Annotated in this window: 14 protein-coding genes and 20 other annotated features; of the genes, 1 reads left to right on the top strand and 13 read right to left on the bottom strand. The window is 54.6% G+C overall.

All coding sequences use genetic code 11. From position 1 onward, the window contains the following. Window positions 1-169 precede the first annotated feature (169 nt). The 4 genes from mukB to smtA all read right to left on the bottom strand — a co-directional run bounded on the left by mukB (window position 170) and on the right by smtA (window position 7,540). Window positions 170-4,647, bottom strand: a protein-coding gene (gene mukB, locus STM0994; RefSeq protein ID NP_459969.1) for a kinesin-line cell division protein involved in sister chromosome partitioning. Within the gene, window positions 170-4,636 belong to an annotated coding region; the region does not span the whole gene. Beyond that, window positions 4,636-5,347, bottom strand: a protein-coding gene (gene mukE / locus STM0993) for a putative chromosome partitioning (RefSeq protein NP_459968.1). Within the gene, window positions 4,636-5,340 belong to an annotated coding region; the region does not span the whole gene. The genes mukB and mukE overlap by 12 nt, the downstream gene beginning before the upstream one ends. Next, window positions 4,642-4,647: a ribosome-binding site (putative RBS for mukB; RegulonDB:STMS1H001278), on the bottom strand. (Overlaps the previous gene by 6 nt.) After that, the gene (gene mukF / locus STM0992) for a mukF protein (RefSeq protein ID NP_459967.1) occupies window positions 5,321-6,654 on the bottom strand. Within the gene, window positions 5,321-6,643 belong to an annotated coding region; the region does not span the whole gene. Before mukF ends, mukE begins: the two co-directional genes overlap by 27 nt. Then, window positions 5,342-5,347, bottom strand: a ribosome-binding site (putative RBS for mukE; RegulonDB:STMS1H001277). (Overlaps the previous gene by 6 nt.) Further along, the gene (gene smtA, locus STM0991) for an S-adenosylmethionine-dependent methyltransferase (protein ID NP_459966.1) occupies window positions 6,636-7,540 on the bottom strand. Within the gene, window positions 6,636-7,439 belong to an annotated coding region; the region does not span the whole gene. Before smtA ends, mukF begins: the two co-directional genes overlap by 19 nt. After that, window positions 6,649-6,654: a ribosome-binding site (putative RBS for mukF; RegulonDB:STMS1H001276), on the bottom strand. Its footprint overlaps the gene before it by 6 nt. Further along, window positions 7,446-7,451, bottom strand: a ribosome-binding site (putative RBS for smtA; RegulonDB:STMS1H001275). Next, window positions 7,504-7,512 (bottom strand) — a -10 signal (putative -10_signal for smtA; RegulonDB:STMLTH004716). After that, window positions 7,532-7,540: a -35 signal (putative -35_signal for smtA; RegulonDB:STMLTH004716), on the bottom strand. 19 nt (window positions 7,541-7,559) lie before the next feature. After that, window positions 7,560-7,565: a ribosome-binding site (putative RBS for ycbC; RegulonDB:STMS1H001274), on the top strand. Here smtA and ycbC point away from each other — a divergent pair. Then, window positions 7,560-8,351 (top strand): putative KicA protein gene (gene ycbC, locus STM0990; protein NP_459965.1). Within the gene, window positions 7,575-8,351 belong to an annotated coding region; the region does not span the whole gene. It overlaps the preceding feature by 6 nt. Here ycbC and STM0989 read toward each other — a convergent pair. The 9 genes from STM0989 to rpsA all read right to left on the bottom strand — a co-directional run bounded on the left by STM0989 (window position 8,331) and on the right by rpsA (window position 19,149). Further along, window positions 8,331-9,240, bottom strand: a protein-coding gene (locus STM0989; protein NP_459964.1) for a mukF protein (killing factor KicB). Within the gene, window positions 8,331-9,224 belong to an annotated coding region; the region does not span the whole gene. The genes ycbC and STM0989 overlap by 21 nt on opposite strands. Next, window positions 9,235-9,240 (bottom strand) — a ribosome-binding site (putative RBS for STM0989; RegulonDB:STMS1H001273). (Overlaps the previous gene by 6 nt.) A gap of 194 nt (window positions 9,241-9,434) precedes the next feature. After that, window positions 9,435-10,197, bottom strand: a protein-coding gene (kdsB, locus tag STM0988; RefSeq protein ID NP_459963.1) for a CTP:CMP-3-deoxy-D-manno-octulosonate transferase. Within the gene, window positions 9,435-10,181 belong to an annotated coding region; the region does not span the whole gene. Beyond that, the gene (ycaR, locus tag STM0987; protein ID NP_459962.1) for a putative inner membrane protein occupies window positions 10,178-10,368 on the bottom strand. Within the gene, window positions 10,178-10,360 belong to an annotated coding region; the region does not span the whole gene. Before ycaR ends, kdsB begins: the two co-directional genes overlap by 20 nt. Beyond that, window positions 10,192-10,197: a ribosome-binding site (putative RBS for kdsB; RegulonDB:STMS1H001272), on the bottom strand. Its footprint overlaps the gene before it by 6 nt. After that, window positions 10,363-10,368 (bottom strand) — a ribosome-binding site (putative RBS for ycaR; RegulonDB:STMS1H001271). (Lies within the gene ycaR.) A 43-nt stretch (window positions 10,369-10,411) precedes the next feature. After that, window positions 10,412-11,656 (bottom strand): putative cytoplasmic protein gene (ycaQ, locus tag STM0986; protein ID NP_459961.1). Within the gene, window positions 10,412-11,644 belong to an annotated coding region; the region does not span the whole gene. Then, window positions 11,651-11,656 (bottom strand) — a ribosome-binding site (putative RBS for ycaQ; RegulonDB:STMS1H001270). Its footprint overlaps the gene before it by 6 nt. Before the next feature lie 31 nt (window positions 11,657-11,687). Then, window positions 11,688-12,682, bottom strand: a protein-coding gene (gene lpxK, locus STM0985; protein ID NP_459960.1) for a tetraacyldisaccharide 4' kinase. Within the gene, window positions 11,688-12,665 belong to an annotated coding region; the region does not span the whole gene. Then, window positions 12,662-14,422, bottom strand: a protein-coding gene (gene msbA, locus STM0984; protein ID NP_459959.1) for a multicopy repressor of htrB transport protein; ABC superfamily (atp&membrane). Within the gene, window positions 12,662-14,410 belong to an annotated coding region; the region does not span the whole gene. The genes lpxK and msbA overlap by 21 nt, the downstream gene beginning before the upstream one ends. After that, window positions 12,677-12,682 (bottom strand) — a ribosome-binding site (putative RBS for lpxK; RegulonDB:STMS1H001269). It overlaps the preceding gene by 6 nt. After that, window positions 14,417-14,422: a ribosome-binding site (putative RBS for msbA; RegulonDB:STMS1H001268), on the bottom strand. It lies within the gene msbA. Window positions 14,423-14,446: 24 nt before the next feature. Next, the gene (gene ycaI, locus STM0983; RefSeq protein NP_459958.1) for a putative recombination protein occupies window positions 14,447-16,720 on the bottom strand. Within the gene, window positions 14,447-16,711 belong to an annotated coding region; the region does not span the whole gene. After that, window positions 16,715-16,720 (bottom strand) — a ribosome-binding site (putative RBS for ycaI; RegulonDB:STMS1H001267). Its footprint overlaps the gene before it by 6 nt. A 220-nt stretch (window positions 16,721-16,940) precedes the next feature. Then, the gene (himD, locus tag STM0982) for an integration host factor (IHF), beta subunit (RefSeq protein ID NP_459957.1) occupies window positions 16,941-17,280 on the bottom strand. Within the gene, window positions 16,941-17,225 belong to an annotated coding region; the region does not span the whole gene. Continuing rightward, window positions 17,228-17,233, bottom strand: a ribosome-binding site (putative RBS for himD; RegulonDB:STMS1H001266). (Overlaps the previous gene by 6 nt.) Continuing rightward, window positions 17,248-17,256: a -10 signal (putative -10_signal for himD; RegulonDB:STMLTH004715), on the bottom strand. Next, window positions 17,272-17,280, bottom strand: a -35 signal (putative -35_signal for himD; RegulonDB:STMLTH004715). Before the next feature lie 100 nt (window positions 17,281-17,380). Continuing rightward, window positions 17,381-19,149 (bottom strand): 30S ribosomal subunit protein S1 gene (rpsA, locus tag STM0981; protein NP_459956.1). Within the gene, window positions 17,381-19,054 belong to an annotated coding region; the region does not span the whole gene. After that, window positions 19,062-19,067, bottom strand: a ribosome-binding site (putative RBS for rpsA; RegulonDB:STMS1H001265). It overlaps the preceding gene by 6 nt. Continuing rightward, window positions 19,114-19,122 (bottom strand) — a -10 signal (putative -10_signal for rpsA; RegulonDB:STMLTH004714). Continuing rightward, window positions 19,141-19,149 (bottom strand) — a -35 signal (putative -35_signal for rpsA; RegulonDB:STMLTH004714). Window positions 19,150-19,166: the final 17 nt, after the last annotated feature.

Here is a 19,166-nt window from a genome sequence, read left to right as displayed (position 1 = left end):
AGAAAATGCACTACCCGGAGAGATTTTTCAGATAAAGAAAAAGGCGGCTTTCGCCGCCCCAGGCTAATGATAAAACAGAACTTGTTGTGCCGGATGGCGGCGTAACCGACTTATCCGGCCTTGCCTGATAAACGAGGCGCCATCAGGCACGTCATCGTTTCTGCCGTATTTAACTCGCTTCTGAAGGCGTATCTTCCGTCTGCGTACCGGGAAGCGTTTCCGGAAGCTGCGGCGCAAAGCCACGCAGCCCGACAACATGAACATGCTCAGTATTCTGAAACACTTTACGCACCAGTTTATACGTCGTGCCCTTCTCCGGACTGATGTTTTCCGGCGCAGCGATGATGAGCTGCATCTGCAAACGTTCGCATAGTTCAAACAGCGTGGCGATAGAGCGCGCATCCAGACGCGCCGCTTCATCGAGGAACAGCAGGCGACATGGCGAAATATCTTTCCCGCGCAGTCTGCGCGCTTCGTCTTCCCAGCTTTGCACCACCATCACCAGAATTGACATCCCGGTCCCGATAGCTTCCCCCGTTGATAGCGCGCCGGATTCCGCACGCAGCCAGCCGTCGGACCCACGGTTAACTTCAACTTCCATTTCCAGATAGTTACGGTAGTCCAGCAGCTCCTCGCCGATGGTCTGCGGCGTGCGTTGCCCCATATCGATCTGCGGATTCAGACGCTGGTACAGTTTCGCCAGCGCTTCGGAGAAGGTCAGACGATTGCTGTTAAACAGATCCTGGTGCTGCTCCTGCTGTTCTGAAAGCACATCCAGCAAGGTGGCATGCGTTTCACGCACGTTGACGTTTAACCGCACGCTATTCACCTGGCCAAAAGAGACGCTTTGCAACCCCTGGTTCAGCATACGGATACGGTTCTGTTCACGCTGGATAGTCTTGCGGATGATGTTTGCCACGCTGCGGGAACTGATCGCCAGCTTTTGCTCACGCGATGTCAGCTCTTCCGTCAGACGGCTCAGTTCAATCTCCATTTGTTCAATGGCTTCAACCGGATCGTCGGTACGAATAATATCCTGACGAATACGTTCGCGCAGATGCTGGTAAACGGCCACAAAGAACTGGATTTTACGTTCCGGGCGTTTCGGATCTTCCGACAGACGCAATACGTCGCGCAGATGTTCGTTATCCGCGACGGCCAGGCGCAGCGCGCCCAACGCCTTATCCGACATGGAGCGCAGTTCATCCGCCGACAGATAAGCCAGCTCACGACGGTGCAGACGGCGTTCCACGCCATTGTCTTTCACCATCCGCATGACTGCGCACCAGCCGGCTTTCGCGGTCACAACCTGCTCGCGCATTTCATGATAATCGCGCTCCAGCTTGCGCAGCTTACGGGTCAGGTTCTCCATCTCCGCTTCGCAGAAGGTGAGCGCTTTCTCAAGCTGATTGCGACGCGAACGGTTATTGCTCAACTGGGCGTGCAGTTCATCGCGACGCTGGCGGGCGCGCTCTTCCGCCCCGCTGTCGGCGCGAACGCCAATATCCTGTAATTCGCGCTGCAAATCGTTAAGCAGCTCTTTTTTCGTGTCGTAAGAGCTTTTTAGCGAGGCCAGAACCTGGCTGTACTGACTTAACTGCGCGGCATGGCTGCGCAGCGCTTCGCGGGCGCGGGTACGCTCGGCTTCCGCCTGCTCCAGCCGCTGGCGCAGCTTTTCGTTGAGATCGCTGTTGCCGCTCAGCATTTCCGCCGAGTCGGAATAGCTGAAATGCGCCCGACGTTCGACAACTTCAGCCAGAGCAAAAGCCTGCTGGCGCGCGTCGCGCTGCATTTGCTGCGACCATGCATAGTCTTCTTTTAATTGCTCAAACTGTTCCGGATCGCTTTGCAGAACGGAAACTACTGGCTCCAGTTTGGCTAACTGGTTTCCATATTGCTGCACAAATCGCGCCGCTTCCTGCGCCTCATCCAACCGCTCCTGAATTTCATCGACCCGATCGGCCAGCGTTTCATCGGCCAATAAATTCAGCCGCGGCAGCAAACGGTTAAGCGCGGAAACGCCCTCTTTGGCCTGCTCAAACTGAAGGCGCTGCTGCTGGTTGTCGCTTTCATGCGTCGCCAGCGCGCGCTCCAGCTCGACGCGACGCCCGTTCAGTCGGCGAATTTCCGCTTCCGGATCGTCCTCAAAGGCAACAGAAAGGTGGCTACCGATAAAACGGCTGAACGCCTGGTGCAAACGCTGGGTTTTCTGCACGTCAAACGAGAGCGTGGCAAAGCGCTCGGAAAGCACTTCCCGTTCCGCATGGAGACTTTCAATACGGTTCTCGCGCGCCGCACGGCCAAAAATAGGCAGCGACGGAAAACGCGAATAACGCCACTGACGGTCGGCAATTTTCACGACCACCGCCTTTTCCAGCTCGTCAACGCTGAATACGCTGTCATCAAAAGACTGCGGATCGCCTTCGATCAGGTACAGATCTTCCGGGCAGTCGGTCAGACCTTCAAGCTGTTCGGCTATTTGCGATAAATCCGGTACGACGATCGCATGGCGCGACGGACCATACAGTGCGGAAAAGTACGGCGCATCTTCAAGGCTGACATCATCGTAGATTTCCGACAGCAGTACCCCGCCAAAACGCTCCGCCAGCGCATTCAAACGCTGGTCTTCCGCGCCGCCCGGCTGGCTTAAACGTTCGATCTCTTCATCAACCGCATTTTTACGCGCGCCCACTTCGTCGCGTTCGACAATGGCTTCGCGCTCACGCTCCAGTAGCTGTTGCAGGTATTCGGTCACTTCCTGGCTGGACGTAAACTCCTCGCCGCACTGTTCGCTAAGCTGGTTCAGGCTATTCTGCGCCGCCAGCCAGACAGGAGCGCGTTGCATCAGATGCTGGATACGGGATTGCAGCTGTTCCTGTTCCTGACGCAAGGCCATACGCTGTTCGCTGGCTGACGACACGCTCTCAGACAAGGACGCGATGCGGGCTTCCAGCTCCTGATGCAACGCTTCCAGTTCGTCAATATCAAAATTTTTGCCCTGTCGCTTACAGAACTCCGCCAGCAGACGTTCCGCCTCTTGCTGCTCGCGCAGTCGCTGTTCCAGTTCGCTCAGGCGCATCCGCAACGGCTGTACCTGTTCCGCCAGATGACGCTGGTTCACGCCGTCCCGTAACAGCTCGCGCGCCACGTCCCAGGCTTCGCTACGCGCCAGCGGGCCGTTGATCGCCGCTACCAGCTGATAAGCCTGCTCAAACTGACTGTGCGCGGTTTGCGCCACGCTCATTTTTTGTTCCAACGACAGCAGTTTTTCCGTAGCTTCCTGCTCTTTTGCCTGGAAAGTATCCAGCCATTCGGCGGCGCTTTCCGGCGTTAGATCCGGCAGATGGCAAAGTTCTTTAGCGCGGGCGAGCGCTGATATCGCCTGGTTATACTGAATCGCGCGCGTTTGCTGTACATCCAGCGCCTGCTGGTAATCCGCAAGCTGGCTTTTGAGTTCATCGACTTCCAGCTCGGCGGCTTCGGCACGCGCTTCATTTTCGTCCTGCATTTCGGCGGCTTCCGCCACCACTTCGTTTTGCTCTTCGAGTCGAATCTGCAGCTCTTCAAGATCCGCTTCGTAGCGTTCAATTTTTTCCTGCTGGCGCAGCGCGGTTTGTACCAGATTCAGGTGATCGCTCGCCGCCTGGTAATCCGCCTCAAGAGAACCTTCGGCGCCGTTATGTTCGCCCAACTCACGGGCCATATCGACGTGCTTGTACTGCTCCGCCGCCAGCTGTTTGCGCGATGTGTACAGATCGCGTCGAAACGCCAACGCCTGATCAAGGTGAACCCGACGCTCATTGGCGTGGCGCATATAATCCGCCGCCACATAATCGGTGGCTTCGCTGATCAAATGCTTAAACAAATCGCGATCGGATTGGGTAACACGAATCGCTTCCAGCGTGAGTCGGTTCTCGCGCAGCGCCGCTTCCATATCCTGGAACGCCTTGCGCACGCCGCTGTTTTCCGGCAATAAATAATCGCGTAGCGACCGGGTAATGGCGCTGGAGATCCCGCCGTACAGCGAGGCCTCTATCAAGCGATAGAATTTACTACGATCGGAAGCGGAGCGCAGACGACGGGCGATAATCCCTAAGTCAAACATCAGCGAATGATAATCGGTGATGGAGTTAAACTGCTTAAACTGCACGCCTTCCATCTCGTCAAGCTTGTCTTTCAGCTCAGCAAGCGACAGTACGCGCGCCTGACGTTCGTTTAATGTCTCCGTCACCAGTTGTGTCGGCTGTACCGACATCGGCAGCCCCTGAATAGCGAACGGTTTGATGTCCACTTTGCGATCGCGCCCAGCGACCTGCTGCAGACGCACGCCGACCACCACCCGCTGATGGCGGGAATTAATGGTGTCGAGCATGGAGTAACAGACACCCGCCTTCAGCTTACCGTGCAGACCTTTATCGCGCGAACCGCTGGTGGCGCCGGCTTCCGTGGTGTTACGAAAGTGCAGTAATGTGAGATCCGGGATCAGCGCCGTGACGAACGCCGCCATCGTCGTGGATTTCCCGGCGCCGTTGCCCCCGGATAACGTCGTGACCAGTTCATCCAGGTCAAAAGTGCGGGCAAAAAAACCGTTCCAGTTAATCAGCGTTAGCGAGCGAAATTTACCGCGTTCAATCATTATTCTTCCTCTCCACTGTCCGGCTGACTCTCTTCGGTCTCATCATTAAGTTGCAGATGGTTTTCAATGGGCATCGCTTCCCCGTCGCGGATGAGACGACGCTGCGCCTCGCGAGGATCGTCGCCGGCACGGACATCCGCGCCAAAGCGGAAGACCGATTCGGTAATGCGGAATTTGCTGCTGTCGTGGCCCATAAACCATACCATGCCCAAACGACGCAGGCGGTTTAAAGAAGAACGCACCTTTTCCTGCAGTTTCTGACGATCAACGTCAGATCCCGTCGAGCGGTTATTCACCAGCTTTAGCAGTTTGGCTTCGTCCGCAAGGGTAAGCAGCTCGTCGTACAACTCCTGCTGAGTAAAGATCCCTTCGTTGGCCAGACGCTCCGGGCTAAGATAGAGGTAGCAGAGAATTTTACCGACCATCATATCCAGTTCGGATAACACCGAGCGCGGAATAAGCGTGGTAGAACGCGGACGCAGGTAGAAGAACCCCTCCGGCGCGCGAATCAACTCCACGTTATAACGCGCGTAAAACTCTTCCAGGTATTCCTGAAAATCCATCAGAAAGGCATGATTATCCAGTTCGTCCAGCCCGATGTGGCGGCCCGAACGTAATGCGCTATCCAGCGCCGGAAATAACGGATTCGCCAGCGCCTGCGCCAGCTTAACCGGCATCACTTGTTCAATATTTGTCAATGACATGCGCCTGTACCTTGGCTCCGTAATCATTAATCGGCTGCCATTTGGCTGGCAGTCCGGTGAAATCTGCTTGCGCTACGCCAAGACGTACCGCTTGATCGATAACAATACGCGCCACGTCGAAATGACGCGCGCGCGGGTATTGCGCCAGATACTCGCGCACCACCAGCCCAAGATCCAGTGGCGTTTGTCTGGTTTTGTAGATAGCCAGCTGTTCTTCAATGATGGCCGCTAACTGCTCGCGGATCTCGTTAAACTCTTCATATTCCAGATCCGGCGGCAACTCCCCGGTGACTTCATCGTCACGCAACGCCATCTCTTCATCGCGCATATCCAGCAGACGATCGGCATTCGCATAGGTTAGCGCCCAGGGATCGTCAAAATAAGTCTGCACGGACTGGCGCAACCGCTGGGCGAAGACACGGTTTTTATCCATATCGATCGCGGTACGGATAAATTTATGCACGTGACGATCGTAGCCGATCCATAAATCAATAGACTGCTGACCCCAACTGATAATGCGGTCGAGTTTACTTTGTAAGTCAAACACCAGCCTGTCGACAAAATGCAGATCGTCGTGCGTCATCGTGGCATCCTGAATGCGCAGCAGGTTAGCCTGCAGCTTATCGCCCGCCGCCTCCAGCGTATCCTGCAACTCGCGCAGCGTACCGGACGTTTCGGAAAGCAGCAGTTCACAGCTGGAAATCGCCGCCCGCCAGTCTTTATTCAGCAGTTGTGCGATATCGTCTTTCACCTGCTGCTGCTGTTCATCCATGATGCGCTGGGTGAGATCGATACTGTCGAAAATCTCCGCCACCGAATATTTCAATGGCGCGTAAACATTGCGATGCCAGTGGAACTCATCGCCCCCCTCCGCTGCCGCATCCGCCGCGCGCTTCAATTCGCCGGCCACAATCGACAACTGCATAGAAAGACGCAGCGTAGAGAATTCGCGTTGACGAATGTAGTAATCGGTGATGCCAATCCCGAGCGGGGTTAATCGGTAAATCGCATTGCCTTCAGCCTGCTCGCTGGTAAAGCGGTTCAGCAGACGTTGACGCACCATATCGTTAATCGCGTTATTAGCGCGCACGCCGATGGTTTCGCTGGTTTGCTCAAACGCATCACTCACATGGCGGAATGCATCCACCAGCTCGCCTTCACTCATCTCGCCGTCAAGGCGTTCGCCGTTCAACGTGGCGACCGCCAGCAGAAAGGAAAGTCTGTCTACCGGCAGCGAGATGGAAAAGTCGTTTTTTCTGGCCCAGGCAACCAGTTCGGGGACTGTCTGGGAAAATTCACTCATAGGTTATCCTTGCATCTGCGGCTAGCGCCGGGCTTTTAATCGCGGTGACATGAATGTAGCGCCCAAGGCTAATATACGGCTCCTGGCGGCAATAACGCGTTTCCAGTTCGACCAGGGTCTCATAACAGTCACGCTGCTGGTGTTTTTCACGCAGATAATCATGAAACACACGCACGCCGGTTTTACCGGTAATCTGCCAGCCAATCGCCTCCAGCCACTGGTACACCTGCGCGGGGTCGCGCGGGTAGTCAGGCGACAGCGTGCGCTTCTTGCGTTTAGGCATCCCCGCCTGCACGTAGTCAAAATTACCCGCCACCATATTGTGCATCAGCAAACCGTTAGCGTTATAGAACATCAACGACAGCGCGCCGCCAGGGCGCAATACTGACCAGAGCGTTTCTAATACGCCGACAGGATCGGCTACCCACTCCAGCACAGCATGAAACAATATCAGATCAACCGGGCTTTCCAAATGCGAAGCGACGTCCTGAGCCGGGCATTGTATAAAATGCATGTCTTTGCTCACACCTTTTGCCTCGGCCGCCTGCCGCGCGCGGGCGATCATTTCGCCAGACAGATCGCATAACGTCACCTGATGGCCGCGTTCCGCCATCTTAATCGCCGTTTGCCCTTCGCCGCCGCCGGCATCCAGCACCCGCAGTTTCCGCCCGCCAATCTCCTCCAGCACGCGATCCAGGTCTTGCCACAGAATGGCTTGCCGCAGTTGTCCTTTGGTCGTGCCGTAAATGTTACGGGAAAACTTTTCAGCAATGTCATCAAAATTGCGATCCTGCATCGGACTCTCCACAGGCTGGCTCAGGCGTTATCTGATAAAACCGCTATTTTGTCACAGCCGCGGCCAGAATGAACCTGTCTGGTGTAATATCACCGTTAATCCTCCGCTATATGGTTAAAAAAGGAACCAAAAAGGATGCTTTTTACGCTAAAGAAAGTGATTGGCGGTATGTTATTGCCGCTTCCGCTGATGTTGCTGATGATTGGCGTCGGCCTGGCGCTGCTCTGGTTTAGCCGCTTTCAGAAGACCGGAAAAGTATTTATCAGCGTAGGTTGGCTGGCGCTATTGCTATTAAGCCTGCAACCCGTCTCTGACCATCTGCTGCGTCCGATAGAAAACCGCTACCCTACCTGGCAGGGTCCGCAAAAGGTGGAATATATTGTGGTTCTCGGCGGCGGCTATACCTGGAACCCGCAGTGGGCGCCGAGCTCTAATTTAATTAACAACAGCTTGCCGCGGCTGGCGGAAGGCATTCGGCTGTGGCGCGCGAATCCGGGAGCCAGGCTGATTTTTACCGGCGGCGTAGCAAAAACCAATACGGTAAGCACGGCGGAAGTCGGTGCGCGGGTGGCGCAGTCACTGGGCGTACCGCGTAGCGATATTATTACGCTGGATAAGCCAAAAGATACGGAAGAAGAAGCCGCCGCCGTTAAGCAGGCCATCGGCGACGCCCCTTTCCTGTTGGTAACCTCCGCCTCGCATTTGCCGCGTGCGATGATTTTCTTTCAGCATGCCGGGCTGAATCCGCTTCCCGCGCCGGCGAATCAGTTGGCGATCGATTCGCCGCTCAATCCCTGGGAGCGGGCAATTCCGTCCCCGGTCTGGCTGATGCACAGCGATCGCGCTGGGTATGAAACATTAGGGCGACTTTGGCAATGGCTGAAAGGCATATCAGGCAAGCCAGGGGAGTAATGATTTCGCCGCAAGATCAAAATTGGTACGGTTAAAACGTCCGGTATTGACCAATTGCGCAACCTCGTCCCACAGCACATAGAGCCAACGCCGCCAGATGAAGGACTCCGCCACTGGCGCGCGTTGCAGATAATGCCAAAGCAATCCCTCCGCCAATGGATTATCCATCAGGCGAAACAGTTCGAACTCTCTCGGCGCCCACAGCATCAGCCCGGGGCCGACCATCGCCAGAAGCTGATCGCTACGGGCGTCTTTAAGCATACTGCGCAGGCAGAAGTTGCCATGCACCAGTACGCAGTTATCGTTAAACCCTTCAAATAACGAAGGAAGACATTCTCTGGTACGAAACAGAATGCGTCTGTCCTGCATCGTCAGGCCGGTATTGCTGAACTGATTTAGCGTCGTCCACAGCACCTCCACCCGCTGACGATACCAGGAAGGCCAGATATTCTCCTGAGTATGGTCTACGGCGCCAACGCAACCGCGGCTATCCTGCCGATGCCAGGCTAACAGCCCTTCGACAATCTGATCTTTTAGCTGTTCCCAGCGTTCCGGAGTGCGCGCCGGCGCCTCGACCGGCACACCGCGCAGCCGTTCCAGCAGCAGCACATCCGGACCAGGATGCTCTTCATGCGTCAATACGCCATAGATTACCGGCATCCTCACCGTACCGCTACGCGCCAGCATTGAGGTTTTCCATGCCAGTTGCTGCGCAACGCCGGGAGTGGTAAAACTTCGCGCCATCAGCGGCATCGGAATGCCCTGGCTGTCATATAATGACCACAATGCGGAATCCGCTTTCTCATTCACGCACTCTATACGGCTAAGTTTTTCACCCAACAAATGACTGAGTTCGGCCCGCAACTGTTCCATTCCAGATTACCCCCATTAGTGCTACTGCTTTAATAATGAGCGTCGTATGGACAGATGTCACCCGTATCAGATCAAGGGAAGAAAAGAAAAATGAGGAAAATCGTAACGGTACGAGAAAGCCGCCACTGATGAGCAGACGTGAGTATTCATCTTTGCGCTATCATACCGCGCTGTTCATGACCGTCTAAGACGATCATGAACAGGATCATGTTAACGCATTTCAGCGCGCACGCGCTCCAGGTCGTCGGCGGTGTCTACGCCCGTGCCGGGCACCGCTTTGGCGACGGCGACATGAATTTTTTCGCCGTACCACAGCACACGGAGTTGCTCCAGCATTTCAATATGTTCCAGCGGGCTGGGTTGCCAGCTCACGTAACGGCGGATAAACCCCGCGCGATAGCCATAAATGCCCAGGTGACGAAGGCAAGTATCCCCTACCGTTTCCAGACTTTTTGCAAAGCGATCGCGATCCCAGGGAATCGTCGCCCGGGAAAAGTAAAGCGCATAGCCTTCAGCATCCAGCACGACTTTTACCGCATTCGGGTTAAACGCTTCTTCGGCGCTGTGAATCGGCACCGCCAGCGTCGCCATGCCAACCTGGCGCTGCGCCAGATTTTCCGCGACCTGGCGAATAATAACCGCCGGGATCATCGGCTCATCGCCCTGAACGTTCACAATAACGGTATCGTCGCTGAATCCGCACTTCTCTACCACTTCCGCCAACCGTTCGGTGCCGGACTGGTGATCGGCGCGCGTCATGCACACTTCGCCGCCAGCCGCTTCTACCGCACGAGCCACGTCTTCATGATCGGTCGCGACAATAATGCGTTCCGCGCCAGATTCGCGCGCCCGCTCCAGGACATGAACAATCATGGGCTTACCATTAATATCCACTAATGGTTTGCCTGGCAGTCGGGTAGATGAAAAACGGGCCGGAATGATGACGACGAAACTCATGATTTACTCTCATCAGATGTCAGGGCGCGAGCTTCATTTTCCAGCAATACAGGAATGCCGTCGCGTAACGGGAAAGCGAGATTGTCCAGTTTGCAAATTAATTCTTGCTGTTCCTGGTTATACCAGAGTTTGCCGTTACATACCGGGCAGGCGATGATTTCAAGCAGACGATGATCCATAGTTCCTCCAGATGGACCGGATTGTGAATCCTTCAATATTAACATAATCGGTTAGGGTGCAGGGTCTATTTCCCAGCCATGACGCATGGTGCTAAACAGGCCTGGCGGACATTGTCCCAGCGTCACGCGCGATGCCCGTTGCCAGGCAGCAAACGCGCTAATCGCCTGCCAGATTCCTTTTTGCAGACTAACGCCAGGGCGAATATCGTCCTCCAGATACAGCGAGATAACCTCAAGCACCCCCGTTTTACGGTGCATTTTGGCATCCATTCGCCCGACTAAACGGCCCAGGTATAATAGCGGCAGCACAAAATAACCGTACTGGCGCTTCGCCGCAGGCGTATAACATTCCAGCCGATAGTTAAATCCGAAAAGCTGCGTTGCCCGCTTGCGATCCCATACCACAGGATCGAAAGGCGACAGTACTGCGCTATGGGTCGCCTTTAAGGCGTTATTCAGCGCCGGTTCCAGCTGCGAAAGAAGATCGGCATGAAGCCACATCCGCCCCAACGTTTCCACCTCGACCGGAATAATCTGCTGCTGTTCCGCCCGGCTCTCCCGCCATCCCTTCAGGTCAGGACGTTTCAGGCGGTAGTAATCCGCCAGCCACTGTTCACGGAAAATCCCCAGACTGCGCGCGCTATTATCCAGCATCAGGTTTTCCGCCTGCGACTGTGACAGTCCATCGCGTTCATCATCCCAGTGCGGCATCACACGGGGCGTTAAATCATATACACGTTGAAAATTACGCCGCTCAACAACCATGACTTTTCCGGCGGTAAATAAACCCTCAAGGTGGCGTTTATGTGGTTTCCATTCCCACCAGCCGCTGGCACCTTTCTGCGCATGTTCAAAATCGGCAGAACGCACCGGACCGTGCTCCTGAATATGCCGCACCAGCTGTTCTATTTCTTCCGCGTGCTCATGCATCCATGCCGCGTGATATTTCCAGCCCATCTTTTCCGGCGACAGCATACGATGGCGGATAAGTTTAAAGTCACGGCGTGGTAAGAAACAGGCCTCATGCGCCCAGTATTCCATTAACTCGCCGCGTCGCAGCGCCTCATCCAGCCAGGCCTGCGGGTACGAGCCGAGACGGCTAAACAGCACCAGATAGGGGCTACGTGCGACAACATTGATGGTATCAATTTGCAGCAACGCCATGCGTGAGATGGCGGCAAGAACATCGCCAGGCAGCGCGTTACGGCGCGGCTTTTTCAATAGCCCCTGCGCAGCAAGGTGAAGACAACGGGCCTGGGAAAGAGAAAGGTACGGCAATGACATTCATGACTCCATAAATTCATCACTGCCGCTGCATTGGGGGACGCTAGCGAACCAGCGAGGTGATATGTTGAAGCAACTTATCAGGCTGCTCACCGGACAAACGCGCATCAACCGGTAAGAACCACCAGTTATCTTCGGCAAAAGCACGGCATTTCACCGCGTCTTTTTCCGTCATTACCAGGGTCTGCCCTTCACCGACCAACGCCTGAACGTCAGCAGGGGCGAGCGTTTGATGATCGGCCAGCGGGACGCACTTTTGCGGATGCGCGCCACAGGCTTCCAGCGTGGCGAAAAAGCGCGGCGGATGACCGATGCCCGCCATCGCCACAATATTGCTCAGTTGCGCCACATCGCAACGCGCTCCCGTACGTAAGTTCACCGCCAGTCCAGGCGCTAGCTGCATGGGGATTTCGCCCGCCCGGGCGACGCCGCCATTCACGATAGCGGCGTCTACGGTTTTCAGGCGACTGGCGCGTTCGCGCATAGGACCGGCAGGAAGCCACCAGCCGTTGCCAAAACGGCGCACGCCGTCAATCACCACAATTTCAATATCTCGCGCGAGTCGGTAATGCTGCAACCCATCGTCGGTGATAATAATCTGCACATTATGCGCTGCCAGAATCGCTTTCACCGCCGCGGCGCGTTCAGGCGCTACCGCGACAGGCGCGCCGGTCCGTTGATAAATCAATACCGGTTCATCTCCCGCTTCTGCGGTTGTCGTCTCCGGCGTCAGGAGCAGCGGATAAGCGGCAGCTTTCCCGCCGTAGCCGCGGGAAACGACCCCCACGCGCACGCCACGCTGTTGCAGCTTTTCCACCAGCCAAATGACTACGGGGGTTTTACCGTTACCGCCAGCCGTAAGATTCCCTACCACAACCACCGGTACCGGCGCTCGCCAGGCGCGTTTAAAACCAAGCTTATAGCTCAGACGAATCGCCCCGCTCACCAGGCCATACAGCCAGGAGAGCGGCAGCAGTAACCGCCATAGCGGGGATTCACCCGACCAGATACGCGCAATCATTGGCCAAATTGCATCTTATGTAGCTGGGCGTAAACGCCGTGTTGCGCCAGCAGCTCGCTATGAGTGCCGCGCTCAACGATAATACCGTCTTCGACTACAACGATCTCATCCGCCTGTTCGATGGTGGAGAGACGGTGCGCAATCACCAGAGAGGTACGGTTTTTCTGCAGCTCATCCAACGCTGCCTGAATCGCACGTTCAGATTCGGTATCCAGCGCGGACGTAGCTTCATCAAGGATCAGAATCGGGCTGTCGCGCAGTAAGGCGCGGGCGATCGCGATACGCTGGCGCTGACCGCCGGAAAGCAGTACGCCGTTTTCGCCGATGATGGTATCCAGGCCATTATCCATCTTATTGATAAAGTCCATGGCATAGGCCATGCGCGCCGCCTCTTCAATCTGCTCGCGGCTGTATTCTTCCGTCCGGGCATAAGCAATGTTATTGGCGACCGTGTCGTTAAACAGATGCACGTTTTGCGAAACCAGCGCCACCTGATTACGTAGAGAGGCCAGAGTGTATTCGCGTAGATCGTGACCATCCATCAGGATGTGCCCTTCATCAATATCGTAGAAACGGGTGATCAGACTGGCGATAGTTGATTTACCCGATCCGGAACGCCCCACCAGCGCCACGGTTTTCCCGGCAGGAATTTTCAAATTGATGTTACGCAATGCCGGCACTTCACGGCCCGGGTAAGTAAACGTCACATTGCGGAATTCGAGATCGCCGGTCGCGCGGTCAATGACACGTTTACCTTCATCTTTCTCCTGTTCGCTATCCAGAATCGCAAACAACGTTTGACAAGCCGCCATCCCACGCTGGAACTGCGCGTTAACGTTTGTCAGCGATTTTAATGGACGCATCAGCGCGATCATGGAGGAGAACACCACGGTGATGGTCCCTGCCGTCAGGCTATCCATTACGCTTGGGAAGCTCGCAGCATAGAGGACAAACGCCAGCGCCAGCGAGGCAATGAGCTGAATGATAGGATCGGAAATTGACGAGGCAGAGACCATTTTCATGCCTTGCAGTCGCATCTTATTGCTGACTTTATCAAAGCGTTTAGTTTCGACTTCCTGACCGCCAAAAATCAGTACCTCTTTGTGTCCTTTCAGCATTTGTTCAGCGCTGGTAGTCACTTGTCCCATCGTGTTCTGCATATTTTTACTGATGCTGCGGAACCGCTTTGAGACAACGCGAATCGCAATCGACACAATCGGCGCTAAAACAACCAGGATGATCGACAACTGCCAGCTGTAATAGAACATCATGATAAACAATCCGATGATCGATGCCCCTTCACGCACCACGGTAATCAGCGCGCCAGATGAAGAAGAGGCAACCTGTTCTGAATCGTATGTAATACGCGACAGCAGCGTACCGGTAGACTGTTTATCAAAGAAGGCGACGGGCATTCCCATCATATGGCCAAACAGGCGACGGCGCATGGTCATTACCACCTTGCCTGACACCCATGAAATACAGTAGCTGGAGATATAGCTAGTGATGCCTCGTAATATCATCAGCCCAATAACCACCAGCGGCATCCACAGCAACACTGAGCGATCCGTTTTACCGAAACCATCATCCAGTAATGGCTTGAGGAGCGATAGCATGAAGGTATCGCTGGCTGCGTTGAGAATTAACGCTATGCCCGCCACGATCAGACCTGCTTTAAAAGGCGCTATGGTTGGCCACAGTCGGCGGAAGGTCTGCCACGTAGAGAGATCTTTATCGTTATGCATTCAAAAAACCAGCATTTGTTGAAATAGCCGCATATTCTACCCGTTATCCTCGGACACGCCAAACCACTGATGATACCAGCGAGGTAAAATTTGATCCCGTAAGCCTTGTATGCGCCAGCCCTGCGGAGAAAACCGCAGCGAAATTTGCCCCTGGTGGGGTGTATCAAACCACTGATACGCCTGCTGTCGGTAGCGCTGTTTTACCTTGCGGGACGGCAGCCGCCATGCGTTATAGCGCGATGCGGACGCCAGCGCCGCTTCACCATGTACGCGCTGAATAAATGGTAGCGACGACGACGTATTACTACCATGATGCGGCACCTGGATAAACGTCGCCGCAAGATGTCGCCAGTAACGACTTAGCATTTTTTGTTCAGCGCCCGCTTCGATATCGCCCGTGAGCAGGATGCTATGTACACCGTCATCCACTTTGACCACACAAGAACGGTTATTTCCTCGATCGGCACTTTCGCGTAACGGCCAGTGCGCCTGAAACGTTAGCCCCTGCCATTGCCACTGCTCGCCACGAAAACAGGGCAAATGTCCCTGCCAGCCTAACGGGCTGCGAATCCACATTGACGGCCAGACCTGCTGTAGCGAACGCAGCCCGCCCCGATGATCCAGATGCTCATGACTCAAAATAACGCCCTCCGGCGTCAGATTATGCCAGCGCAACCAGGGAATAATAACCTGTTGCCCGCTGTCGCCCTCCGGCCATGCCCGACCGGTATCGTAGAGTATTACTTTATCGCCCCTGACGATCGCTATCGCCAGCCCCTGACCGACATCCAGCATATGCACCTGCCATCCGCTGGCGTTTATCGGCCGCCAGAGTGGCCAGCTCATCAACAATAACCCGCATAAACAAACCGCCGGCCAGGTACGCCAGACGTTTAATCGCCACGCGATAAGCGTTAACCAGGGTAAAAGCGTCAGCCACTGCCAACGGTTATCAATATTGACCCAGCCCTGCGGTAAAGCATTCAACAGGTAAAATAGCGCGGCTAACGCGCGATCGGTCAGGTACCATACCCACTCTTCAAGAAAAAACGGCCCGGTTAAATGCAGAATCATTCCCGCCAGGATGAGTGGAACCGTCACAAATGTGACCCAGGGTACGGCAAAAAGATTCGCCAGCATTGCGGTAACGCTTATGCCATGAAAAAGCGCCACCTGGAGAGGCAAAAGCAGAAGTGTAATGCCTGCCTGTAGGTGAAGCAGGTTAAGCAACCAGCGTAAGCCTCGTGGAAAATTTCCGTTTGGCGCAGGAAACCACTGATACCAGAATAACAGGCCGGCAACCGCAAATGCTGACAGCCAAAGACTTTGTGATATAACCGCCACAGGATCGGCGAAAATAATCGCGGCCAGACAGCAGCACCAGACTTGCCAGCCGCTCCACTGTCGTCCGCTTAATTTTAATCCTCCCCAGACGCTCAGCGCCGCCACCGTGCGCAGCGCAGGCGGTTGTAAGCCGGTAAGCCAGGCATAACATATCGCGCAAAGAATGCCGCCCAGCAATGGCGTCTGCCAACGAATCCATCTGACCGGCAAAAAGAATTGTCCGCCACGGATTAATCCGGCAGCCAATAACGCAGCAAAAGCGATATGCAGGCCGGAAATCGCCATCAAATGGGCAGTCCCCGTATCGCGCATAACGGCCTTCACCTCCTGCGACACCGCTCCCCGCTCCCCCATTCCCAACGCCAGAATAACCTGCTGCCACGGATAAGGCGCAAGCGTAGCGCGAAGCGAAGCAAGATAGCGCCCACGCAAGCTACACTCAGGGTTAATCGCTTTAGCCTGTAGGAAACGCCCGGTCAACGGTTGGTGCTGCGCTAGCGCGTAACGCTGGCTATCAAAACCGCCTTCGTTAAGCTGTCCGTGTACCGCTCTGACCTTCAGCGTCATCGCCCACTGTTGCCCGGCACACACTTCCGTGGGTAAGTACTGGCCATGCAGGACAATCCCTACAGCAGGAAAGAGCGGCTTTCCGCGCAAATGGGTGATTCGCCCATAATGAGTGGTCATATGATCGGTGGCAGTAATGACGACTGTCGCCTCCTGCGTCGCGGCGGGCAGGACGTTTCCCGCCCAGATGGCCTGCCTGGCGGCAAATATCCCCCACATGAAAAAGAGCAAAGTTAATGCCGCGTAGCGCGCATAGTGATGGGGTATGAGGCAAAGCAAACATGCCAGACAAAACAGCACCGCGAGAATCCACGTATCAGGTAATACTGGCAATATCATGAGTGGAAGTATGCCGCATACTACGCATACGCTGACCGTCGTTATCTTCATAGACACCTCCCTGTGCGGGAAAGTGTGCAGGTTCAGGACGCCATTGTCTGGAGGGGATTTTGTGCTATACGGCGCGGATTCCAGGTTTTTTACCTGATAAATGTAAGACGCAGCAAAAAATGCGAAACGTTTTCCAGTTTTCGGTCGAATAGCGTTTGCGCCTGACGGCGTATAAATGAAAAAAGCACCCTGACGGTGCTTTTTTCGGGTTCAAGTTTTGCGTTAAAACTTAACCGTAAATATTGGCGCGATCGCGCAGTTCTTTACCCGGTTTAAAGTGAGGAACGTATTTTCCTTCCAGTTCCACTTTATCGCCGGTCTTGGGGTTACGTCCGGTACGAGGCGCGCGGTAATGCAAAGAAAAACTGCCGAAACCGCGGATTTCAATACGCTCGCCCTGCGCAAGAGTCGAGGCCATATGCTCCAGCATCTCTTTTACCGCGTCTTCAACCGCCTTAGCGGGAATGTGAGATTGCTGGGTTGCAAGTCTTTCAATCAATTCTGACTTGGTCATGATTCCTCCGGTTCCTTAAAGGCAAATTGGCTGCAGCCGTGAGATTGATTAAGGGCGGCCGTAGCCGCCCTTAGTGCTTGATTACAGGCCGAAACCTGCAATCTGTCAAGTAATCTCGTTATACTTCGGACTAAAAGACCCGAAGTTTCAGAGGATTACTCGCCTTTAGCTGCTTTGAATGCTTCAGCCATTGCGTTGTTAGAGAAGTTTGCATCTTCCTGTTTGTTAACAGTTGCGATGGCATCTTTCTCGTCAGCTTCGTCTTTCGCACGAACAGACAGGCTGATTGCGCGGTTTTTACGATCAACGCCGGTGAATTTAGCTTCAACGTCGTCGCCAACGCTCAGAACCAGAGTCGCATCTTCAACGCGGTCACGGGATGCTTCAGAAGCACGCAGGTAACCTTCAACGCCGTCGGCCAGTTCTACGGTTGCGCCTTTAGCGTCAACTGCAGTGACTTTACCGGTTACGATAGCGCCTTTCTTGTTCAGAGCAACCCAGTTGTTGAACGGATCTTCTGCGAGCTGTTTAACGCCCAGGGAGATACGTTCACGTTCTGCGTCAACCTGCAGAACAACTGCAGCGATTTCGTCGCCTTTTTTGTATTCACGAACTGCTTCTTCGCCTGCAACGTTCCAGGAGATGTCAGACAGGTGAACCAGGCCGTCGATGCCGCCGTCCAGGCCGATGAAGATACCGAAGTCAGTGATAGACTTGATTTTACCTTCAACGCGGTCGCCCTTGTTGTGGGTTTCTGCGAACTGCTGCCACGGGTTAGATTTGCACTGCTTCAGACCCAGGGAGATACGACGACGTTCTTCGTCGATATCCAGAACCATCACTTCCACTACGTCGCCAACGTTAACCACTTTGGACGGGTGGATGTTTTTGTTGGTCCAGTCCATTTCGGAAACGTGAACCAGGCCTTCAACGCCTTCTTCGATTTCAACGAAGCAGCCGTAATCGGTCAGGTTGGTCACGCGACCGGTCAGTTTGGTACCTTCCGGATAACGTTTAGCGATAGCAACCCACGGATCTTCGCCCAGCTGTTTCAGGCCCAGGGATACACGGGTACGCTCGCGGTCGAATTTCAGCACTTTCACATTGATTTCGTCGCCAACGTTCACGATTTCGCTCGGATGCTTAACGCGTTTCCAGGCCATATCAGTGATGTGCAGCAGGCCGTCAACGCCGCCCAGATCAACGAATGCACCGTAGTCAGTGAGGTTCTTAACGATACCTTTAACTTCCATGCCTTCCTGCAGGTTTTCCAGCAGCTGATCGCGTTCTGCGCTGTTTTCGGATTCGATAACGGCACGACGAGAAACCACAACGTTGTTACGTTTCTGGTCCAGCTTGATTACTTTGAATTCAAGCTCTTTGCCTTCCAGGTGCAGAGTATCACGCACCGGACGAACGTCTACCAGAGAACCTGGCAGGAACGCGCGAATACCGTTCAGCTCAACAGTGAAGCCACCCTTAACTTTGCCGTTGATAACACCGGTAACAGTTTCAGCATCTTCGTAAGCTTTTTCCAGCGTGATCCATGCTTCGTGACGTTTAGCTTTCTCACGAGAGAGCAGAGTTTCACCGAAGCCGTCTTCTACTGCATCCAGAGCAACGTCAACTTCGTCACCAACCTGGATTTCCAGTTCGCCCTGGGCGTTTTTGAACTGCTCAGCCGGAATGGCAGACTCAGATTTCAGACCGGCGTCAACCAGTACTACGTCTTTGTCGATAGCAACAACAACACCACGAACGATGGAACCCGGGCGGGTTTCGATTTCTTTTAAGGATTCTTCAAAGAGTTGAGCAAAAGATTCAGTCATGTTTAATCTTCAGGTTTCATATTTAACGTCCACCTGGCTCCGTGCCGGATGGGGTTGTTTAACATACCCGCTGTCAATCCTTTGCAACGGGGGTACTACAAATTCGGTCGCA

Source organism: Salmonella enterica subsp. enterica serovar Typhimurium str. LT2 (genome assembly GCF_000006945.2).
Taxonomy (GTDB): domain Bacteria; phylum Pseudomonadota; class Gammaproteobacteria; order Enterobacterales; family Enterobacteriaceae; genus Salmonella; species Salmonella enterica.
Note: the sequence above shows the minus strand (reverse complement) of the source record. Positions and strands in the feature narration are given on the sequence as shown.